General features: G+C 68.4%; 16 protein-coding genes, 3 tRNA genes and 3 pseudogenes. 13 read left to right on the plus strand and 9 right to left on the minus strand.

All coding sequences use genetic code 11. The features are described from left to right. Together A5624_RS28680 and A5624_RS18680 are read right to left on the minus strand one after the other, a co-directional pair. Nucleotides 1–164 (minus strand): annotated as a pseudogene (locus A5624_RS28680) (hypothetical protein); the annotation flags it as partial. Between the two features lie 65 nt (nt 165–229). Next, nucleotides 230–961: a TVP38/TMEM64 family protein gene (locus A5624_RS18680; RefSeq protein ID WP_066869175.1), complete on the minus strand. Its 732-nt coding sequence runs from the start codon at nt 959–961 to the stop codon at nt 230–232. On the opposite strand from A5624_RS18680, the pseudogene A5624_RS29555 reads away from it, so the two are divergent. Next, nucleotides 905–1,195, plus strand: a pseudogene (locus A5624_RS29555) (phospholipase effector Tle1 domain-containing protein); the annotation flags it as partial. The gene A5624_RS18680 and the pseudogene A5624_RS29555 sit on opposite strands and share 57 nt — an antisense overlap. Before the next feature lie 41 nt (nt 1,196–1,236). Here the strand turns inward: A5624_RS29555 and recD are convergent. Genes recD through A5624_RS18700 form a run of 4 tightly spaced genes read right to left on the minus strand, consistent with a single transcriptional unit; the run spans nt 1,237 to nt 10,450 of the window. Then, complete coding sequence (gene recD, locus A5624_RS18685) at nt 1,237–2,934, minus strand: exodeoxyribonuclease V subunit alpha (RefSeq protein ID WP_066869479.1); 1,698 nt, start codon at nt 2,932–2,934, stop codon at nt 1,237–1,239. 11 nt (nt 2,935–2,945) lie between these two features. Beyond that, the gene (recB, locus tag A5624_RS18690) at nt 2,946–6,248 is read right to left on the minus strand and encodes an exodeoxyribonuclease V subunit beta (protein WP_066869178.1); all 3,303 of its coding nucleotides are present in this window, start codon (nt 6,246–6,248) and stop codon (nt 2,946–2,948) included. Beyond that, the gene (gene recC, locus A5624_RS18695; protein ID WP_066869181.1) at nt 6,249–9,545 is read right to left on the minus strand and encodes an exodeoxyribonuclease V subunit gamma; all 3,297 of its coding nucleotides are present in this window, start codon (nt 9,543–9,545) and stop codon (nt 6,249–6,251) included. A gap of 38 nt (nt 9,546–9,583) precedes the next feature. Further along, the gene (locus A5624_RS18700) at nt 9,584–10,450 is read right to left on the minus strand and encodes a cyclopropane mycolic acid synthase family methyltransferase (protein WP_066869184.1); all 867 of its coding nucleotides are present in this window, start codon (nt 10,448–10,450) and stop codon (nt 9,584–9,586) included. 289 nt (nt 10,451–10,739) lie between these two features. Between A5624_RS18700 and A5624_RS18705 the strand changes: the two genes are divergently transcribed. The 3 genes from A5624_RS18705 (at nt 10,740) to cynS (ending at nt 12,752) form a co-directional block, all read left to right on the plus strand. After that, nucleotides 10,740–11,255, plus strand: a complete 516-nt coding sequence (locus A5624_RS18705; RefSeq protein ID WP_066869187.1) for a nitroreductase family protein — start codon at nt 10,740–10,742, stop codon at nt 11,253–11,255. 47 nt (nt 11,256–11,302) lie between these two features. After that, entirely contained in the window at nt 11,303–12,052 is a 750-nt protein-coding gene (locus A5624_RS18710) for a class I SAM-dependent methyltransferase (RefSeq protein ID WP_066869482.1), read from the plus strand. A gap of 244 nt (nt 12,053–12,296) precedes the next feature. After that, the gene (cynS, locus tag A5624_RS18715) at nt 12,297–12,752 is read left to right on the plus strand and encodes a cyanase (RefSeq protein ID WP_066869190.1); all 456 of its coding nucleotides are present in this window, start codon (nt 12,297–12,299) and stop codon (nt 12,750–12,752) included. A gap of 229 nt (nt 12,753–12,981) precedes the next feature. Here the strand turns inward: cynS and A5624_RS18720 are convergent, their stop codons facing one another. The 3 genes and pseudogenes from A5624_RS18720 to A5624_RS18730 all read right to left on the minus strand — a co-directional run bounded on the left by A5624_RS18720 (nt 12,982) and on the right by A5624_RS18730 (nt 15,312). Continuing rightward, nucleotides 12,982–13,677 (minus strand): crotonase/enoyl-CoA hydratase family protein, encoded by a 696-nt coding sequence (locus A5624_RS18720; RefSeq protein WP_066869193.1) that lies wholly within the window; start codon nt 13,675–13,677, stop codon nt 12,982–12,984. Continuing rightward, a pseudogene (locus tag A5624_RS18725) lies at nt 13,674–14,527 on the minus strand (hypothetical protein). Before A5624_RS18725 ends, A5624_RS18720 begins: the two are co-directional and overlap by 4 nt. A 71-nt stretch (nt 14,528–14,598) precedes the next feature. Then, nucleotides 14,599–15,312, minus strand: coding sequence for an MBL fold metallo-hydrolase (locus A5624_RS18730; protein WP_066869198.1), 714 nt, complete (start codon nt 15,310–15,312; stop codon nt 14,599–14,601). Between the two features lie 76 nt (nt 15,313–15,388). Here A5624_RS18730 and A5624_RS18735 point away from each other — a divergent pair, with 76 nt between their 5' ends. The 9 genes from A5624_RS18735 to secE all read left to right on the plus strand — a co-directional run bounded on the left by A5624_RS18735 (nt 15,389) and on the right by secE (nt 18,362). Beyond that, nucleotides 15,389–15,595, plus strand: a complete 207-nt coding sequence (locus tag A5624_RS18735; protein WP_066869202.1) for a type II toxin-antitoxin system VapB family antitoxin — start codon at nt 15,389–15,391, stop codon at nt 15,593–15,595. A gap of 146 nt (nt 15,596–15,741) precedes the next feature. Further along, nucleotides 15,742–15,814, plus strand: a tRNA-Thr gene (locus A5624_RS18740). A 52-nt stretch (nt 15,815–15,866) separates the two neighbouring features. Beyond that, nucleotides 15,867–15,940 (plus strand) — tRNA-Met (locus A5624_RS18745). A gap of 45 nt (nt 15,941–15,985) precedes the next feature. Then, complete coding sequence (gene rpmG / locus A5624_RS18750; protein WP_003898538.1) at nt 15,986–16,153, plus strand: 50S ribosomal protein L33; 168 nt, start codon at nt 15,986–15,988, stop codon at nt 16,151–16,153. A 75-nt stretch (nt 16,154–16,228) separates the two neighbouring features. Beyond that, nucleotides 16,229–16,681: a (3R)-hydroxyacyl-ACP dehydratase subunit HadA gene (hadA, locus tag A5624_RS18755; RefSeq protein ID WP_369806957.1), complete on the plus strand. Its 453-nt coding sequence runs from the start codon at nt 16,229–16,231 to the stop codon at nt 16,679–16,681. After that, a complete protein-coding gene (gene hadB / locus A5624_RS18760; RefSeq protein ID WP_065156429.1) occupies nt 16,668–17,096 on the plus strand; it encodes a (3R)-hydroxyacyl-ACP dehydratase subunit HadB in 429 nt (142 codons plus the stop codon). Before hadA ends, hadB begins: the two co-directional genes overlap by 14 nt. A gap of 3 nt (nt 17,097–17,099) precedes the next feature. After that, nucleotides 17,100–17,600 (plus strand): (3R)-hydroxyacyl-ACP dehydratase subunit HadC, encoded by a 501-nt coding sequence (hadC, locus tag A5624_RS18765; RefSeq protein ID WP_066869205.1) that lies wholly within the window; start codon nt 17,100–17,102, stop codon nt 17,598–17,600. A 144-nt stretch (nt 17,601–17,744) separates the two neighbouring features. Beyond that, nucleotides 17,745–17,817: transfer RNA gene (locus A5624_RS18770), tRNA-Trp, on the plus strand. Nucleotides 17,818–17,912: 95 nt separating this feature from the next. Beyond that, nucleotides 17,913–18,362 carry a preprotein translocase subunit SecE gene (gene secE / locus A5624_RS18775; RefSeq protein WP_066869208.1) on the plus strand — a complete coding sequence of 150 codons (450 nt, stop codon included), beginning with the start codon at nt 17,913–17,915 and terminating at the stop codon, nt 18,360–18,362. The last annotated feature ends 2 nt before the right edge of the window (nt 18,363–18,364 follow it).

An 18,364-nucleotide genomic window follows, 5' to 3' on the forward strand; every position in this document is an offset into this window, starting at 1 on the left:
GTCATCCCGCACAACTCGTCGCGATCGATCTCGGCCACGATCTCCACGACGCGCCCATCAATCGCATTGCGCTGACCGGTCAACTCCGCCAGTTCGTCGAAGAGCTCCCCGAGACGTTCCTTCGGGGACGCTTCGACGCTGGCTGCAGTCGCGGTCGGAGACATGACGCCATCATCACAGCCACCACCGACAAAAACGGGCCGCCCGCGACCGACGTTCGCCAGCGGCCCTAGGATTCGGACGCCGGGTTTCGCTCTCCGTCGTCGCCCGCGTGCCCACGCCATTTGCGGTAGCCGCGATGCGCGGCGAACGCGCCGACGATCGCGCTCACGCACCACACCGCAATCGCTGCGTAGGCCAGCGGCGACGACCGATTCCCGATCGACGCGCCCAGCGCGGTGTAGGCGAATGCCCGTGGCGCCGAACCGATGAAGGCCCCAACACCCATCTGCCACACCGGAACTCCGAAAGCCCCGAACGCATAGGAGGCCAGCGCATCGGAGATGCCGGGGACGAAGCGCTGGCCGACGACCGCCCACAACCCGCCGCGCCCGATCAGGGCGTCCATGCGATCGGCCCGGGCGCTGCCCAGCAGTGCGCGCGCGCTGTCGCGGCCGGCGCGACGACCGACGAAACTGGCGACGATCGCGGTGCCCACCGTCGCGCCCAGCGTCACGAAGACACCCAGCAGCGGACCGAACAGCAACCCACTGCCCGCGGCCAGTATCGAGCCGGGAACGAACAACGCGCCGACCACCGCCGAGACCGCCACGTAGGCCAGCGGCGCCGCCGGCCCGGTGGCCGACACCACGCCCCGGATCTCGTCGATGTTGATCACCCGCGCCACGGCCACCAGATAGAAGACCACGGCCAGAAACGCGGCGAACACGGCGAGCCGCGCGATGTGGGCACGCCGCGAGCCGGGCCGCGGTGCCGGTGCGGGAGCGTCGTCGTCGTCCATGTCGACCGCGATTCTTCCGCATCGCTGCCCGCCCCACCCCATCCGGCCATTTCCAACACGGCGCGGGGCCCCCGGGAACGCCGCTGGTTCGCACTGCTGACCGAGAAGGCGTTCGGGTCGGGCCTGAAAGACAATGTGGCACAAGCATACTGGTACGTAATGGAGCACTGGCCGCCCGGCGACGCGGTGTACATATTCGGTTTCAGCTGCGGCGCACACACGGCGGGCGCGCTGGCGGGCACGCTCCCAAAGCGCTGGCCAGGCCGGCCCCGCACTTACCTGACCGACCGCAGCCGCTGCCGCAACCCGGTGGCCCGCAGCGCCCGGCGTTCGATCGCCGCGCGGACCGACGCCTCGGGGCCCACCACCCGCACCTTGGTCTTCGCGCGTGTCACCGCGGTGTAGAACAGTTCACGCGTCAGCAGTCGCGAATCCTCCGGCGGTATCAGCACCGTCACCTCGTCGGCCTGGCTGCCCTGGCTCTTGTGGATGGTCATGGCGTGCATGGTCTCCACCTCGCCAAGGCGGCTGGTCGCGAATTCCAGCGGGCCGGTTGCGCCGGCGATGACGGCCCGCAGCCCGTCCGCGCCGGCCACCGTCACGCCCGTGTCGCCGTTGTAGAGGCGCAGCCCGTAGTCGTTCGCCGTCACCAGCAGGGGACGCCCGGCATACCACTGGGACCAGGCCGGCTGTCCAGTCGCCTCGCCAATCCATTTCTGCACCTGGCTATTCCAGTGCGTCGCGCCGTAGGGCCCCTCGCGGTGCGCACACAGCAAGCGATGTTCGTCCAAGGTGGCCAATGCCTGTGGCACCGCGCCCAGCAGCGCGGCCGAGCGCAGCCGCAACGCGTGCGCAACCAGCACCTCACGCAACCGGTCGGCCGGGCGCTCGGAGTCCACCCACTCGACGTGTTCACCGCCTGCCGTCAACAACTCCAGGACACGGTCCGCGTCACCGACCCGGATCGCCTCGGCCAGGGCGCCGATCGACGTGCCGTATCGGTGCGGGGTGCGCAGGGCGGCCACCCGGACATCGTCGCGACCGGCCAACCCGTCCACCAGGTCGGCCAGCACCGCGCCCGCTTCCACCGAGGCCAACTGGTCGGGGTCGCCGACCAGGATCAGCCGGGTGTCCGGCCGGACGGCTTCGACCAGCCGGGCCATCATGGTCAACGACACCATCGACGTTTCGTCCACCACGATAACGTCGTGTGGCAGCCGATTGCCGCGATTGTGCTTGAACCGCACCGACGTATCCGGCCGGGGCCCCAGCAGCCGATGCAGCGTGGTTCCCGGAAGACCCGTCAGCCGCGCCCTGTCCGCCGCGGGCAGCTCCTCGATTCCCGCGGCCACCGCTTCGGCCAGCCGGGCCGCCGCCTTGCCGGTCGGTGCGGCCAGCGCGATCCGGGGGCGGGGCCGGCCGGCACGCTCGGCCTGTTCGACCAGCAGGGCGAGCAGGCGGGCGATCGTGGTGGTCTTGCCGGTCCCGGGCCCGCCGGTCAACACGGTCAGCGCCTGCGACACCGCGATCTCGGCGGCGGCCCGCTGCTCGTTGTACCCGGACGGGAAAAGCCGGTCGTAGGTGGCTGATTCGACGCTGGCGGGCGTCACCGAAAGCGCCAGCAGGTCGGTGCACACTTGCTCTTCCTCGAGCCAGAACCTGTCGAAGTACAGCAGATCCCCGAGCAGCCTTAGCACTGGCGGCGTCTGCAGCATTGCGCTGGCCCGCACCGCCGCCATCCAGTCGTCGGCCTCCGGCCAGGGCAGGTCGGGCGCACTCACCTGCGCGGGCACCGCGCGCAGATCGACGCACACCGACCCGCCCCGCAGCGCGCGCACCACCAGGGCGACCGCGAGCGCCACCCGCTCGTCGGGCTCGTCGGTGAGTGCCGTAAGCCGTTGCGCAACATGGATATCGGCGGGCTCGAAAACGCCGGCATCGGCGAACGTGCGCAGCAGCCCGGTCGCGAACATGGCTTCGACCGTCACGCGGCCACCCCCCGCGCGTCGAGCAGGTCCGACAGCGCCGCAACCAACGGCCAGGGCGGCCGCCAATCGAAGACCCCCGCCGGGTGGCCGTCGAGCACCGGCGTGTCGGCACCACACATGCCCCGCAGGAACAGATACAGGACGCCGCCGAGATGCCGGCTCGGGTCGTAATCCGCCAACCGCCACCGCAAAAACCGGTGCAGCACAGCGCAATACAGTAGCGCCTGCAGCGGATAGTCCGAATGCAACATCGCCTCGGCCATCCGTGGCCGGTCGTAGTCGGCGGCGGTCAGCGGTCGCTCCGGTTCCCCGAGCCGGTTCGTCTTGTAATCCACCACCACGAACCGGTGCCCGGTGCCGTCCGGAACGCGGAGCACGGCGTCGACGGAACCGGTGAGGTATCCGCGCAGCGACTGATCGCCCAGGCCCGGTTCGGCCAGCCGGTCGGCATACGATGCCAGCACGTCGTCGTGCGGCAGGTGCTCGCGCAACAGCGCCGCCAGATCCGCCAGCCGGACCGGGGTAGCCGTCGACCGACGGTCGCCGCCGGCCAGCGGCAGCTCAAAGTCCAGCTCGCGCAGGCGGTCTGACAATCCGATCTGGCGCAGCGTGATCCCACCCGTCAACGCACCCAGCGGCGTGTCGTGCATCGGCACCATCGCCGCGGCCAGCTCCTCGGGGGCAACGGCAACCGGCCACCACGTTGAGTGCGTCCGGATCTGCACCTCCAGCTCGGCGGCCAGGTCCGCGGCGAAGGGGTCGGCCGTCTCCAGCACGGCGTGCACCAGCGTGCCGAACGTGGCGCCCGCGGGAAGGTCGGCCATCGGCGAGGGCACGTCCGGCCCGGACACCGCGGACACCAACGGGATGTCGCCGGCTTCGTCGTCAAGCTCGCCGATTTCGGGTTCGCTGCTCACCCCGCTGGTTTGCGCCGCCCGGATCAGACCGGAATACGAGGTGCGCCGCCAGCCGGTGTCGATGCCGCGGTGGAAGTGGCGATTCTCCAGGCGCGCGGGCACCGGCCCGGCGGGCAGCGTCGGGGCCGCCGCCACCAGCGACTCCTCGATGACCGGGCCGCCGGCCGCCTCCCACTCGCGCAGCCGGGCCAGGGCGTCGTCGTCGGAGACCTTCGCGGGTTCGCACCGGTCCGGCACCACCGGCTCGCCGGGCCGGCGGCCGCGCAGCAGCCGCGACAGGCCGCCGTTGGGCTCGTAGTACGCCGGCGACCACCACGCCACCACCTGGGACTGCGCCCTGGTGAGCGCGACGTAGGTCAGGCGGCTGTCGTCGCTGGCGTCCTCTTTGCGGCCCAGTCGCTCAACGGTTTTGAAGTCGGGGCTGTCCTTGCCCCCGACGTGCAGGCAACGCGTGCCGTCCTCATCGTGGAACAGCACCACGTCGCTGTCCTGGGTGTTGCGATTGAACGCGAACGGCAGGTACACGATCGGGTACTGCAGGCCCTTGCTGACGAAGACGGTCATGATCTGGACGGCGGCGGCGTCGCTGTCGAGCCGGCGATTGCGTTCCGGTGCGCCGCTGCGCTCGTCACGCTGCCGGCGCAGCCAATCGCGCAGCGCGGGCAGGCTGTAGTGCTCGCGGTGCGCGACATCCTGCAGCAGCTGGGTGACATGGGCCAGGTCGGTCATGTGCCGCTCGCCGCCCTGCCAGGCGAGCACGCGGTTGCCCATGCCCAGCAATTGAGCGGCCTCGAAGATGGCCGCGACGCCGCGTTCGCGGGCGTGACCGGCCCACTCCCGCAAGGTTTTCGCGATCCGATCCGTGAGCGCGTCGCCGCCGGCCACCAGCGACTCGGCCGTCTCGCCGAAGAACATCGTCGCCGCGGCCGCGCGCACCATGCCGGGCCGGTGCGGTTGGTCGAAGGCTTCCAGCAGGCACAGCCAGTCCTCGGCCGCCTCGGAGGTGAACACGTCGGAGTTGCCGGTGTAGACCGCGGGAACGCCCGCATCGCAGAGCGCGGTGAAGCAGGCGTGCGCGTCTCGGTGCTTCTCCACGATCACCGCGATGTCGCGGGCCTGCAGCGGTCTGCCGCCGAAGGTGGCACCGCTGGCCAGCAGCGCGCGGATGTCGGACGCGAGGTCCGCCCCGATGTGCTTGCGCACCTGGTCGATCGGAAGGTTCGCAATACCGCGGCGGCCCAACGTCTTCCGCGCCACCACGCGCAGCCGGAACGGCTCGTTGTGCGGCGCACCGGCGAGCCGGTGGCCGCGGTGATGCGCGTCGACGTCGTTCACGACGATCGCGGGGTCACCGAGCTGCGCGCCGCGCAGCACCACCTGCAACCGTTGCAGCAGCGCGGAGTCGCTGCGCCAGTTGGTGTCCAGCGTCTTGCGCTGGCCCGCCGTCTCGGCCGCCCGCAGATACGTGACGATGTCACCGCCGCGAAACGCATAGATCGCCTGCTTCGGGTCGCCGATGAGAATCACGGTGGAGCGCCCGCTGAACGCCCGGTCGATCACCTGCCACTGCACCGGGTCGGTGTCCTGGAACTCGTCGACCATGACGATCGGCCAGCGTTGATGCATGCGCAGCCGGGCGGGAGAGCCCTCGGTGGCCAGTGCCTCGGCCAGCCGGATCAGCAGGTCGTCATAGCCGAGCACGCCCAGCCGCCGCTTACGCGTATCCAGTTCGGCCAGAACATCATTGGCGAACCTGAGGCTGACGGCGGCCCGCGAGTCCGGATCCGGGTCGCGCGGCCGCAGCTGGGTCGACGGGTTCTTCACCACCTCGCGGGCCAGCCGCAGCGCCTCGCGGTAGTGCAGCACCGGATCGTCGCGTTCCTGGCCGAAGTGGGCCAGGTACAGATCGTCGACGATCTCGGTCACCAGGTCATCGAGGCTGTCGAGCAACGTCACGCTCGCGGCGGTGTCGCCGGCCACGCCGAGCGAGCGCAACACCAGCTGGCAGAACTGGTGGGTAGTGGCGATCGTCGCCGCGTCGAAACCGGCCAGCGCGTCACGGAGACGCTGCCGGCGCGCCGCACGCTGCTCGTCGGTGCCCTCGAGCAGGTGCGCCACCACCTGGTTGTCGCCGACGGTCGACGGATCGGCGAAAGCGCGTACCGCGTCCACCATTTGACAGCGGACGCGTTCGCGCAGCTCCTGGCTGGCGGCCCGGCCGAAGGTGATGAGCAGCATCCGGTCCAGCGCCGCCACGCCCTCGGCGACATATCGGGTAACCAGCGAAGCCAGCGCGAAAGTCTTGCCGGTTCCCGCGCTGGCCTCCAGCACCGTGGTGGACCGCTCGGCCGGCAGCGGACCCAACAGGTCGAAGCGTTCCATCTATACCGGCCCCCGCTCGGCGCGCAGCATCGGCAGCCAGACCCGGGCGGCGTAGGCGCCGAGCCGGTTGTCTTCGCCGTCGCACTCCTCGCCCGGCCGCACGGGTTGCATCAGCTCGTCGAGCGGGGCTCCCTTTCCCCACGCCCGCACGTGCGCCGGGGCCTGGTCCTCGCCCGGGAAGCGGTCACTGGATCTCCACCGGTAACGGGCCTCGGTCACCGGGTCCTCGCCGCCGTGCCGGGCGGCCGCCCAGGCGTAGGACGTCTTGATGGGCAAGGGAATCGGTTCACGCCGCCCGGCGTCGTAGACCGCCACCAGCTCGCGCAGTATCTCGGTGGCGTCCTCACCCTCGCGCGGCCGCCCCAGGCCCTCCACCCGGGTGGTGGTCCCCCGGCGCATGCGGCCGATGCACACCGCCGACCAATCCCGGCCGGGGTCATGAGCGACCAACGCCAGCAATGGGATCCACGATTCGAGCAGATGCTTGCCGTCCAGCCGGGAATACGTCACCGACACCAACCGGTCGCCGTACACCGGTGACACCGTGCCGGTGAGGCGTCGCCCGACGCCGAGGTCGACGTCGACGTCGTAGGCGGCCGCCGGGCGCTGACTCTCCATGCGACGCATCGCCTCGCGCGCCAACAGTGCCGCCTGGTCCCGGATCTCGGTGACCTTGCGCCAGCCCAGCTGGCCCGGGGGCAGCGTGCCGCGGCGCCACTCGGCTTGCCGCGCATCGTCGGGTGTCATGCCGCGCAGGATGTCGCCCAGCATCCGGTCGCCGACCGTCCACTCCTCGAGGCCGTCGATGTCGACCGGTATCGCGTCCTGCACGCCGTCGACGTCGTAGGGCAGCGTGAATTCCAGCGCGCGGAAGAAGCCCTTGACCGGATCCTTGAAGAAGCCGATGAGGTCGGCGAGGATGACGTCGTCCGCCGGCGGTGGGGGCAGCGGCGCCGATACGAATCTCGGTCGTGCGCTGTGGTCGCCGGCGGTGGCGCGTGCCGCGCGCAACACCGTGGGGTCGAAACTGAACGGCACGTCCGGCACCAGCCGGCCAGGGATCACATTGCGAATGTCGAAGGGCTGCAACGGATGTTCGACGACGATGCGGTCGCGCACCTTGACCGGCGTGGTCACGTCGAGGGTGTCGAGCAGTTCGGCCAGCGGCACCGCCGGGGGGCGCGGCTGCCCCGAGTACTCGTTGGCGCCGGTGTAGGTGATGACCAATTTCTCGGTGGCCGCGCCGATCGCGTCGAGCAGCAATTGCCGGTCCTCGGAACGGATGTCGCGTTCGCCGGTCATCGGGCAGCGGGCCAGCGCGTCGTCACCGTCAACGATGCCGAGCCGTGGGAACAGCCCGTCGTCGAGGCCCACCAGGCACACCACCCGGTGTGGCACCGAGCGCATCGGCACCATGGTGCACACCGTGAGGGTGCCGGTGCGGAAGTTGGCCCGGGTCGGCCGACCGGAGAGGCGCCGGGTCAGCAGCGCGCGAACGTCGGCCAGCCGCAGGGGGGTGTCGCAGCGGGATCCGGCGTGCGCGGCGGTCTGGGCGAACTCGCGTTGCATCTGACCGGTCTGCCAGGCGTCCGCATCGCTGACCCGGGTCAGCATGGTGACGCCGTCGGTCAGGGTGGCCAGCCATTCGGTCAGCGGCCGGGCGCCGGTGAGCGAGTCCAGGACATGCTGGAGCCGCGCGACGAATTCGGCGAACTGGCCGGCCAATTGGACGCGATTGCTGCTGACGTCGTCGAGTGGCAGCGTCGCGTCGATCCACGCGTTCGAATCGTCCGACATCGCGACGCCGGCCAGGATCCGGTCGATGCCGAAACGCCATGTGTTGTGTACGAAGTCGACGTGATAGGGCCGGCGATGCTGCTGATCCAATCCCCACCGGATGTTGGCCTGCCGGACCCAGCGGGTGATGGCCTCCAGATCGTCGTCGGTGAACCCGAATTGCGCACGCACGGGCGGGGCCTGCGCCAGGTTGAGCACCTCGCTGGCCGTCACCCGGCCGGCCGCCAGCGCCAGCAGCTGCGCGGCCACCCCCAGCAGCGGATTGGTCTGGATCGGCGAGCGGTCCGCCAGCCGCACGCGCAGCTGGTGGGCCGGATGCGCGCCGTGCACCACGTCGCCCAGGCCGAAGTCGGCCACGATCAGCGGCGCGTAGGTCTCGATGTCCGGGCACATCACCAGGATGTCGCGCGGCTCGAGCGTCGGGTCGTCCTGCAACAGGCCGAGCAGCACCTCGCGCAGCACGTCGACCTGGCGGGCCGGACCGTGGCAGTTGTGGATCTGCACCGATCGGTCGTCGGCGGCCAGCGTGCGCCCAAGTGGGCGAACGGCATTGGCGGCGATGTCGGACTGCAGCCAGCCGAGCAGCGTGTCCGGGCGGACGTCGCCGGGTAGGTAGTCGTCCGTCCGCGCGTCCGCCGGCAGGCTGCGTTGCAGTTCACGCAGGTCTCGTCCCAGCGTCGCGAGCAGCGGATGGGACACCGCGCGATGGCTGACGTCGTCGCGCCGGGGAATCGCGCCGTGCGCGCCGGCCAGCGCGCGCCACAGCTCGTCGCTGGGGTGCGGTAGCCACAGATGCAGCTCGTGGTGGGCGGCCACCGCCTCCAACAGCTCGACGTCGGTGCGGGTCAATCGGGTATGCCCGAACAGCGACAGCCGCGGCGGCAGCGCGCTGGGCGCCGCCTTCAGCCGCGCGATGGTCTTCCCATGACGGACGTGCGGCGGGTCGGCGGCGACCCGCGCGACCAGCGCCCGCCACAGCTGCGGCTGCCAGCGCAGGTCCTCGTCGAGATCGCCGATGTCCCCGTTGCCCCAGTCGACGAGCAGCTGCGGGCGCTGCCGGGCGTAGGAGTCGAACAGCCCGGCCAGCCGGCGCGCGACCTCGTATCGCCTGCCTTGGCGCAGCTCGGCCTCCGCGCCGGTGTGGAAATGACCGACATGCGATGCCAGCGTGCGGCACCACGGTTCGTCCAGCGAGCAGTCGATGGCCTCCAGCAGGGGCCACACCATGGCGTCCGGCGACCACGGATCGTCGTCGGCGGTGCCGGTGATCTCCGCGATCAACGAGCCCGGGCTGCGAAACGCCACCCCGGCGCACACCCCGTCGCCGCCGCGCGCTCCCAGCACATGGGACAGCCGCTGGCTGAGCCAACGCTCCACGCCGCGCGCGGGCACCACGACTAGTTCGGTGGCGAACGGGTCGGGCAACGGGTTGGCCAGCAGGGCGCCGAGGCCGTCGGCCAGGAGATCGGTGCGCTCGGCACGGTGCAGATGAAGCGGCATTGCGGTGTCACGATAAACCCCGACACCGACGCGGTGGCCTACTTCGCCAGCGTGAACTGGTTGACGTCGATGTATCCGGCCCGGAATGCGTCGGCGCAGCCCGTCAGGTACCGCATGTAGCGCTGGTAGACCTCTTCGGACTGGATCTCGACGGCCTCGCGGTGGTGCGCCTGCAAGGCCTCGGCCCAGTGGTCGAGGGTCCGGGCGTAGTGCAACCGCAGCGACTGCCTGCGTTTCAGGTTGAAGCCCATCTTCGAGGCGTGGAACTCCACGATCTCGATCGCCGGCAGCTGGCCGCCCGGGAAGATCTCGGTGGCGATGAACTCGTTGAAGCTCGTCTGCTCCTCGGTCATCGGCAGCTCACGCTCGACGATCTGCTGCGGGGTCAGCATGGTGATGGTGTGCAACAGCATCACCCCGTCCTCGGGCAGGGTGCGGTGGGCCATCGCGAAGAAGTCGTCGTAGCGGTCGTAGCCGAAGTGCTCGAACGCGCCGATGGAGACGATCCGGTCCGCGTACCCGTCGAACTCTTCCCAGCCGTGCAGCAGCACCTGCTTGCTGCGTTCGGTGTCCAACGAGTCGAAGAGCTTCTGCACGTGCGCGGCCTGGTGCTCGGACAGCGTCAGACCGATGACGTTGACGTCGTAGTTCTCCAGCGCGCGGCGCATCGTGCCGCCCCAGCCGCACCCGATGTCCAGCAACGTCATGCCCGGTCGCAGGCCCAGCTTGCCCAGCGAGAGGTCCATCTTGCGCAGTTGCGCCTCTTCCAGCGATATGTCCCGGTTGCGATCCCAGTACGCGCAGCTATACGTCATGGTGGGGTCGAGGAACAACCGGAAGAAGTCGTCGGACAGGTCGTAATGGGCCTGGACCTCTTCGAAGTGCGGCGTCAGGTGCTCTGCCACGGCGGGTACCCGCCTTTCTGACTTGGGGCCATTCGGTTGTTGACGAGCGGGCCGCTCATTTGGTTCACCCCGGCTTCCCGGAAACGCGATAGTCAAACCCAACCGGCCGGCAACCGCGGCCGTCTCGCGCAGAACGTGTTGAGCTGTGGCCCAAGGTGTTTGGCTGCGTTGGCGCCCGTGCACTCACATGTGTCGCGGCTAGACTGCGGGCGAACGCGCAATCGCCACCTGGGAATTCACCAGATCCTACGCCGGTTGACGCGGGAAAACAGTTACTGGAGGCAACCAGATGGAAGCTTGGGACGCGATCCGTGCACGTCGCAATGTCCGGGAGTACCAGCGCAAGCCGATACCGGCCGAGGACCTGGACCGCATCGCCGAAGCGGGCTGGCGCGCGCCCTCGGCGAAGAACCGCCAGCCGTGGGACTTCGTCATCGTCACCGACGGCGACCAGCTGGCCGAGCTGTCCACGGTCTGGCGGGGCGCCGGCCACATCGCCGGGGCGGCGGCCGCGATCGCCATCGTGGTCCCGGTGCCGCCCGACGAGCGCCGAGTGGTGACCGACAACTACGACGTCGGCCAGGCCACCATGGCGATGATGATCGCCGCCACCGACCTGGGGATCGGGACCGGTCATTCGTCGGTGGGCGAGCAGGACAAGGCGCGCGCCATTTTGGGCGTGCCCGACGAGTACCTGGTGGCTTTCCTGCTCGGGCTGGGCTACCCCGCCGATCGCCCGCTCGCGCCGATCCGCAAGCCGAACCGGCGGCCGTTCGCCGAGGTGGTACACCACGGCCGTTGGTAGCGCGCACGGTGAAAAACCTTCGGCGCCTTGGTCGTAAGATGATCGGCGTGCACGACCATCGCGGCGATTACGGAATAGACGGTTCCTTTCACACCGTGTCGCCGCGCGCGCAGGCAGTAGGCATCGCCGCTCAGGCTGCCGGCCTGGCCGCGTTCGCCGGAATCAGCTGGGCGCGCGGCAAGCGGCTGCGGGCGGCCTTGGCCGCGGTGTCGTCCGCCGGCGTCGCGGGCGCCGTCGCCCTGTACATGTACGCCACCCGGGCCGGAAAATTCGTGGTCTGGGACCGGGTTCTCAGCGACCTGCGCCTGGCGGGCGACGAAACCGTGCTCGACCTCGGCTGCGGCCGGGGCGCGGTGTTGCTGGCGACGGCCAAGCGGTTGCCCCGGGGCCGCGCGATCGGCGTCGACCTGTGGCAGGCCGACCAGACCGACAACTCCGAGCGGGCCACGCTGGCCAACGCGGTGGCCGAAGGCGTCGCCGATCGGATCGAATTGCACACCGCGGACATGACCGCGCTGCCCTTCGCCGACGCAAGCGTCGACGTGATCGTCAGCAACCTGGCCATCCACAACATCCCCGGCCACGCCGGCCGGCGCCGGGCGCTCGAGGAAGCCGCGCGCGTGCTGCGGCCGGGCGGGCGGCTCGCCATCGCCGACCTGTGGGAGACGCGCCAACACGCCGCCCGGCTGCGCGAACTCGGCTGGCGCAACGTGCGGCGGCGCAATCTCGGCTGGCGCATGTGGTACGGCGGCCCCTGGTTCTCCACCCGCTTGGTCACCGCCACCAAGCCGGAATGAGCCCGGGCGGGTAGGGAGCTGTATCCGGCAGGGGGTGGGTAGATATCGCCGCCATATCTGATAGCGCGTGCGCTAGCTGAAACGGCGAAGCATCAGTGGTCCGGACACGGCTCGGCGCAACTACCCTTCCCTTGCCACCACGCGCTGGCCCAGCAGCAGGGGATCGACCACTTCAGCCATAACGTTTGAGTATGCCGAAGCGCGCGACTGCGCCGGGCCGGACCGCAGGGCATGCTTGAGCGCTATGAACAGAACCGAAATCACCGAACAGGTCGTTTTAGCCCGGCTCCGTCAGGGGCTGACGTGGCAGGAGCTGGCCGACGCGATCGACCGGCCGCTGCTGTGGACCACCGCCGCGCTGCTCGGCCAGCATCCGATTCCGGTGGAGCAGGCCAAGGTTCTGGCCGAGAAGCTCAAGCTCGACGAGTCCGCGGTAGCGGTGCTGGCGGCGCCGCCCATGCGCGGCGGACTGCCCACCGCGGTCCCCACCGACCCCACCATCTACCGCTTCTACGAGGCCCTGCAGGTTTATGGCGGCGCCCTCAAGGAGGTGATCGCCGAGCAGTTCGGCGACGGCATCATGAGCGCGATCAACTTCAGCCTCGACGTGCAGAAGAAGCCGCACCCGTCCGGCGACCGTGTCGTGGTGACGTTCGACGGGAAATTCCTTCCCTATCAATGGGTTGCGGCCGACGACTGACACGGGGTTGCCGAGTGAAGTGACGGCATGCCGCGCACGTGCCAGACTGGCGTCGAGGAGGCGAGCTGAACGCGGTGGCGGCCATTGGCGGCCACCGCGTTCGCCGTTTCAGCTCATCAAGACCTGCGGGGTCCGCGTTCCCCACGGGTCCGCGATGCGATCTATGGTCATTCCGGTGACTTCCCCGGCAGCGGCACGCGAACCGAGGCGGGCGGACGCCCTTAGCAGATCACACGCCGAATTCGGCTTCGATCCCGTCGATGCCGGCGCGGATGGCCGCCAGGGCGTCGGCGCGGGCGCGTAGCTTGGTGGCGGCGTGCGCGCGCTGATGCAGCCCGGCGAACTCCCGCGCGGCCTCCTCGGCGCGGTCGACCACCACCTCGGGCAACACGATCTCGTCGATAAAGCCTGCGGCGAGGGCGGTTTCACCGAAGAAGGTCTTGGCCAGCCCGCTGGCTTGCTGGTAGGCCGACGGCGTCAACCGCAGCTTCATGATTTCCAGGGCGGCATAGGGGATGACCATGCCGATCGCGACCTCGTTGGCCTGGATGTTGTACGCGTGCGCGGCAATTCGGTGATCACCCGCCGACAGCAAAAACGCCCCCATCGCGATGGCGTGGCCGGTGCAGGCCATCACCACCGGCTTCGGATGGGACAGCAGGCGATGCGCCAGCTCGAATCCGCCGCGCAGCATGTCGATCGCGGGCTGCACCTCGCCGGAGGTGAGGATCTTCAGGTCGAAGCCCCCGCTGAACACCCGCTCGTTCCCGGTGATCACCAGCGCCCCGGCGTTGTCCGCCTCGGCCCGGTCGATCGCGTCGTTGAGCGCCTGCTGCATGGTCGGGCCCAGCGCGTTGACCTTGCCGTCGTCCATCTTGATGACGGCGATGGAGTCTTTGGTGCTGTAGTGGACCGGGGCGGTCATCGGTTGCTCCTTGCCGTCAGGCGGGCTGGCTGTGGTGTTTGCCCAGGTCGTCTTCGGCGTTACTCCAGCGCAGGCTGACATCGGTGGGTTCGTCGAGTTGGCGGGTGCGCCATCGGTCCTGGGTTTCCCGGACCGCGGCGTTGATCCGCTCGATCTCGCTGCGGAACACCTCGGGACGGGTTTCCTTGCTGGCGTAGTGGAAGTAGGTCAGCAGGCCGCGCAGCAGCTCCAGCTTCTCCTTCTCCCGCTTCGCCAGGTCATGGGTGGTCATCAACTCGATGCGCTGCACGGGCGGCAGAGCGTCCCAATCCAGCACCACGTCGGTCTGCAGCGGCGAACGCTCGCGCCGCCAGAACCGCCGGGCGTGCGGCCGATCCGGCCGGTCGTAATAGGTCACGGTGCCGGTGAAGCGGGATTCGATGCCGCTGCCGATCTCGGCGCGGTCGAGCGCGGAATCCCACACCATGCGCCATTCCTGGCCCGGGGCCAGCATCGGCAGCTCGCTGGGAAGCCGCAATTCGACGACGTCGGCGTAGCCGTCGGTGGCGTTTTCGTACTCGGCCACCGTGGGGGGATTGTCGAAGGAAAAGCTGATGTCGTAGGCCGCGGCCCGGCCGAAATTGCGGACCACCAGCTCGATCACGTGCCAGTCGGCCGAATGCGGCTCCATGAACATCGCGACGTGCGGGCGGGTCTGCTCGGCCCCCGCGCGGCGATTGCGGTTGATCTGGCTGTTGGTGAAGACCAGCGTGACCACTGCCAGGACGATCGCCGCCCACGCTGCCCACGCAATCCAGGTGCCGGACCCGACGTGCGTGACTTCATGCCAGCTGTCCTGGATCCAACCCATGGAATCCACCCTCCGCTTATATCACAGAAGGCGGCCGCCGGATGGCCATCACCGAGCGATCCCCGGGCCGCTCAGCCGCCCATCAGCATTCGCCATTGGTCGAGGTCCGCGGCCCGATACACGTAGTTGGAACGCTTGACCTCCGAGAGCGAGGCGCTGGGCTCCGCCGAATACCAATGGCCGGGAAACACGGTCGGGTCACCGGGCAGGGTCGCGAGCCGCTGCAGGCTGCGGTACATCTCATCGGAGTCACCGCCGGGGAAGTCGGTGCGCCCGCAGCCCTCCAAGAACAACGTGTCACCGGCGACCAGGCGGCCGTCGAGCAGGAAGCACTGGCTGCCCGGCGTGTGGCCGGGGGTGTGCAGCAACTCGATCTCGATGTCGCCGATGCTGACCTTGTCATGGTTCTCGTGCGAGGTCAGGTCGCTGCGGCTTATCCCGGTGACACGCGAAACCCACAGTGCCTCATGGGTATTGACGTGCACCGGCACCGGTGCCCGCTCCAGCAGTTCGGCCAGGCCCGCCAGCGCGAAGCCCATCATGGACCCGCCCACGTGGTCGGGGTGGTGATGGGTCACCAGCACCCCCGACAGGTGCATGCCGTCGGCCTCGAGCGCGTCGAGCAGGTCGCCTGCGGCGTACGCCGGGTCGACGACGACGCAGTCGCCGGTTTGCCGGTCGCCGATCAGGTAGGCGAAGTTGCGCATCTGCGTCGCCATCATGTCGCCGGCGGCGAAGTCGCGACCGGAGAGCAGTTGACGAAAGTACAGCCGGTCCTCTGGCACGTGACCAGACTAGGGCCTCGGCTTACACGGCCGGTTGGGGCCCGTTGGGCCGGTGTCCGCTGGGTATTGTTGGCGCATGAAGAAGAAGGTTGAAATCGAGCTGGACGTCGATCTGGTCGATGAGGCGATCCGCCGGTTTCATCTCCTCGACGCGCGCGAGGCCGTCAATCTCGCGTTGCGGACCCTGCTCAACGAAAGCGATTCCGTCGAACAGGACGACGAGTACGACGAGTTCAGCGACCTGGGCGCCTGGCGGCCCGGGCACCGGTCCGGCGGCAGCTGACGTTTGCCGCGGCTTCGCCGGATCGCCGGGTGAGCCGCGGTTGCCCACGACCCGCCCCCGACGGGGCTTCGCGTGGTTTGGTTCCGCTGCAAGCCAGGCTGTACCCTCTTTTAGGCCCGCGCGGAGGAGATCGCTTCGGGTGCACGGCCCCCTTAGCTCAGTCGGTAGAGCGTTTCCATGGTAAGGAAAAGGTCAACGGTTCGATTCCGTTAGGGGGCTCGGCGGACGCCGAGCAGGCGTGGCGGCCCCGACCCCACAAGGGGTGGCCAGAGGCGATGTAGCTCAGTCGGTTAGAGCGAACGACTCATAATCGTTAGGTCGCCGGTTCGAGTCCGGCCATCGCTACAACACAACAGCAAAGCTTTATTCAGGAATTGAGAGAGAACCGTCATGGCTTCCAGTACCGATGTACGGCCGAAGATCACCTTGGCATGTGAGGTGTGCAAGCACCGCAACTACATCACCAAGAAAAACCGCCGGAACGACCCGGACCGACTGGAGCTGAAGAAGTTCTGCCCCAACTGCGGTAAGCACCAGGCGCATCGGGAGACACGCTAGCGGCCACCCGCGGGCGTTTACTCCGATTGACTAGGTAGTTTAAGAATCGTGCCGTTAAGCTCAAGCCTGGTGGGGATGCACTATCGCTACCCCGATCATTACGAGGTGGAGCGGGAGAAGATCCGCGAACACGCGACGGCCGTGAAAAACGACGACGCCTGGTACTTCGAGGAAAAGGCGGCCGCCGAACTCGGCTACAGGGGTCTGATCGCGCCGTTGACGTTCGTCTCCGTCTTCGGCTATCAGGCGCAGACAGCCTTCTTCAAGCACGCCAACGTCGCCGTCCAGGACGCCCAAATCGTGCAGGTCGACCAGGTGCTGAAGTACTTCGCTCCGCTGGTGGCCGGGGACAAGCTGTACTGCGACGTCTACGTGGACTCGATGCGTGTGTCGCACGGCACCCAGATCATCGTCACCAAGAATGTCATCACCAATGAAGCCGGTGACGTCGTGCAAGAGACCTACACAACCCTCGCGGGCCGTGCCGGCGAGGATGGAGAAGAGGGATTTTCTGATGCCACTGCGTGAGTTCAGCTCGGTGAAGGTGGGTGACCTATTGCCGGAGAAGACCTACCCGCTGACCCGACAGGACCTGGTGAATTACGCGGGCGTCTCTGGTGACCTGAACCCGATCCACTGGGACGACGAGATGGCCAAGGTCGTCGGCCTGGACACCGCGATCGCGCACGGCATGTTGACCATGGGCATCGGCGGCGGCTACGTGACCGCGTGGATCGGCGACCCCGGCGCCGTGACCGAATACAACGTGCGGTTCACCGCCGTGGTGCCGGTGCCCAACGACGGTAAGGGCGCCGAGCTGGTTTTCAATGGCCGGGTCAAGTCCGCCGACCCCGAGACCAAGTCCGTGACCATCGCGCTCACCGCCACCACCGGCGGCAAGAAGATCTTCGGCAGGGCCATCGCGTCCGCGACACTCGCGTAGGCTATGGCGCTCAAAACAGACATCCGGGGGATGATCTGGCGCTACCCGGACTACTTCGTTGTGGGGCGGGAACAACTGCGCCAGTTCGCGCTTGCTATCAAGAACCGCCACCCGGCCCACTACGAGGAAGACGCCGCCGCCGAACTCGGCCACGACGCGATTATCGCGCCGCTGACCTTCGGGACCATCTTCGCCAAGCTGGTCCAGCTGGATTTCTTTCGGCACGTCGACATCGGCATGGAGACGCTGGTGATCGTCCAGGTCGACCAGCGGTTCGTATTCTCCAAGCCGATCAAGGCCGGCGACAAGCTGTGGGCCCGCATGGACATCCTGTCGGTGGACGAGCGTTTCGGCGCCGACATCGTCGTCACCAAGAACATCTGCACCGACGACAAGGGTGAAGTGGTCCTGGAGGCCTACACCACGCTGATGGGCCAGTACGCCGACAACTCCGCGAACCTGCGCTGGGACCCGGACTCCGGTCAGGTCGTCAGAACGGCGTAATTAGTATCTGACTCTCGCGTCGATGTACACTCGGTCCTCGGGGTTTTCCCAGCATTAGCGCGCTTTCCGTGAGTCGAGCAATCGGAAGGCGCGCGTGTCATGTAAGCCCCGGTAGGTAAGCGCAGGTTGGCCTGCCAACCGCGAAGGGGCGTAGCTCAACTGGCAGAGCAGCGGTCTCCAAAACCGCAGGTTGCAGGTTCAAGTCCTGTCGCCCCTGCTAATGGCGAACGTCCTGGCATGGTGGACACTGGAAGAAAGTTCCCACCTTCGGCGGGATGGTTCGCGAGTGACTAGCAGACAAAGGAGCATGCGGTGAGCGACGAAGGCGATGTTGCCAACGACGCCGCAAGCGACGGCACTGACAAAGAGGACGGCCGCGCGAGCGGCGGTCGGACGGCGGTGGTGACGCGGCCACAGCGCCCGACGGGCAAGCGGTCCCGGCAGCGGGCGGCCGAGGCCGGCGAGGACGCCGTATCGCCGGACGACGTCGAAGCGGCGACGCCGGAGAAGACCAAAAAGGGCGCCAAAGCCAAGAAGGCCGCCGAGCCCAAGAAGGCCGGCGACCACCGGGTCAATCCCTTCGTGTTCGTCTACAACTACCTCAAGCAGGTCGTTGCAGAGATGCGGAAGGTCATCTGGCCCAACCGCAAGCAGATGCTCACTTACACCTCCGTTGTGCTGGCTTTCCTGGCCTTCATGGTGGCGCTGGTCGGCCTGGCGGATTTCGGCCTGACCAAGCTGGTGCTGTTGGTGTTCGGCTGAGC

The sequence above is a fragment of the Mycobacterium sp. 1482292.6 genome (assembly GCF_001672995.1).
Lineage (GTDB): Bacteria > Actinomycetota > Actinomycetes > Mycobacteriales > Mycobacteriaceae > Mycobacterium > Mycobacterium europaeum_A.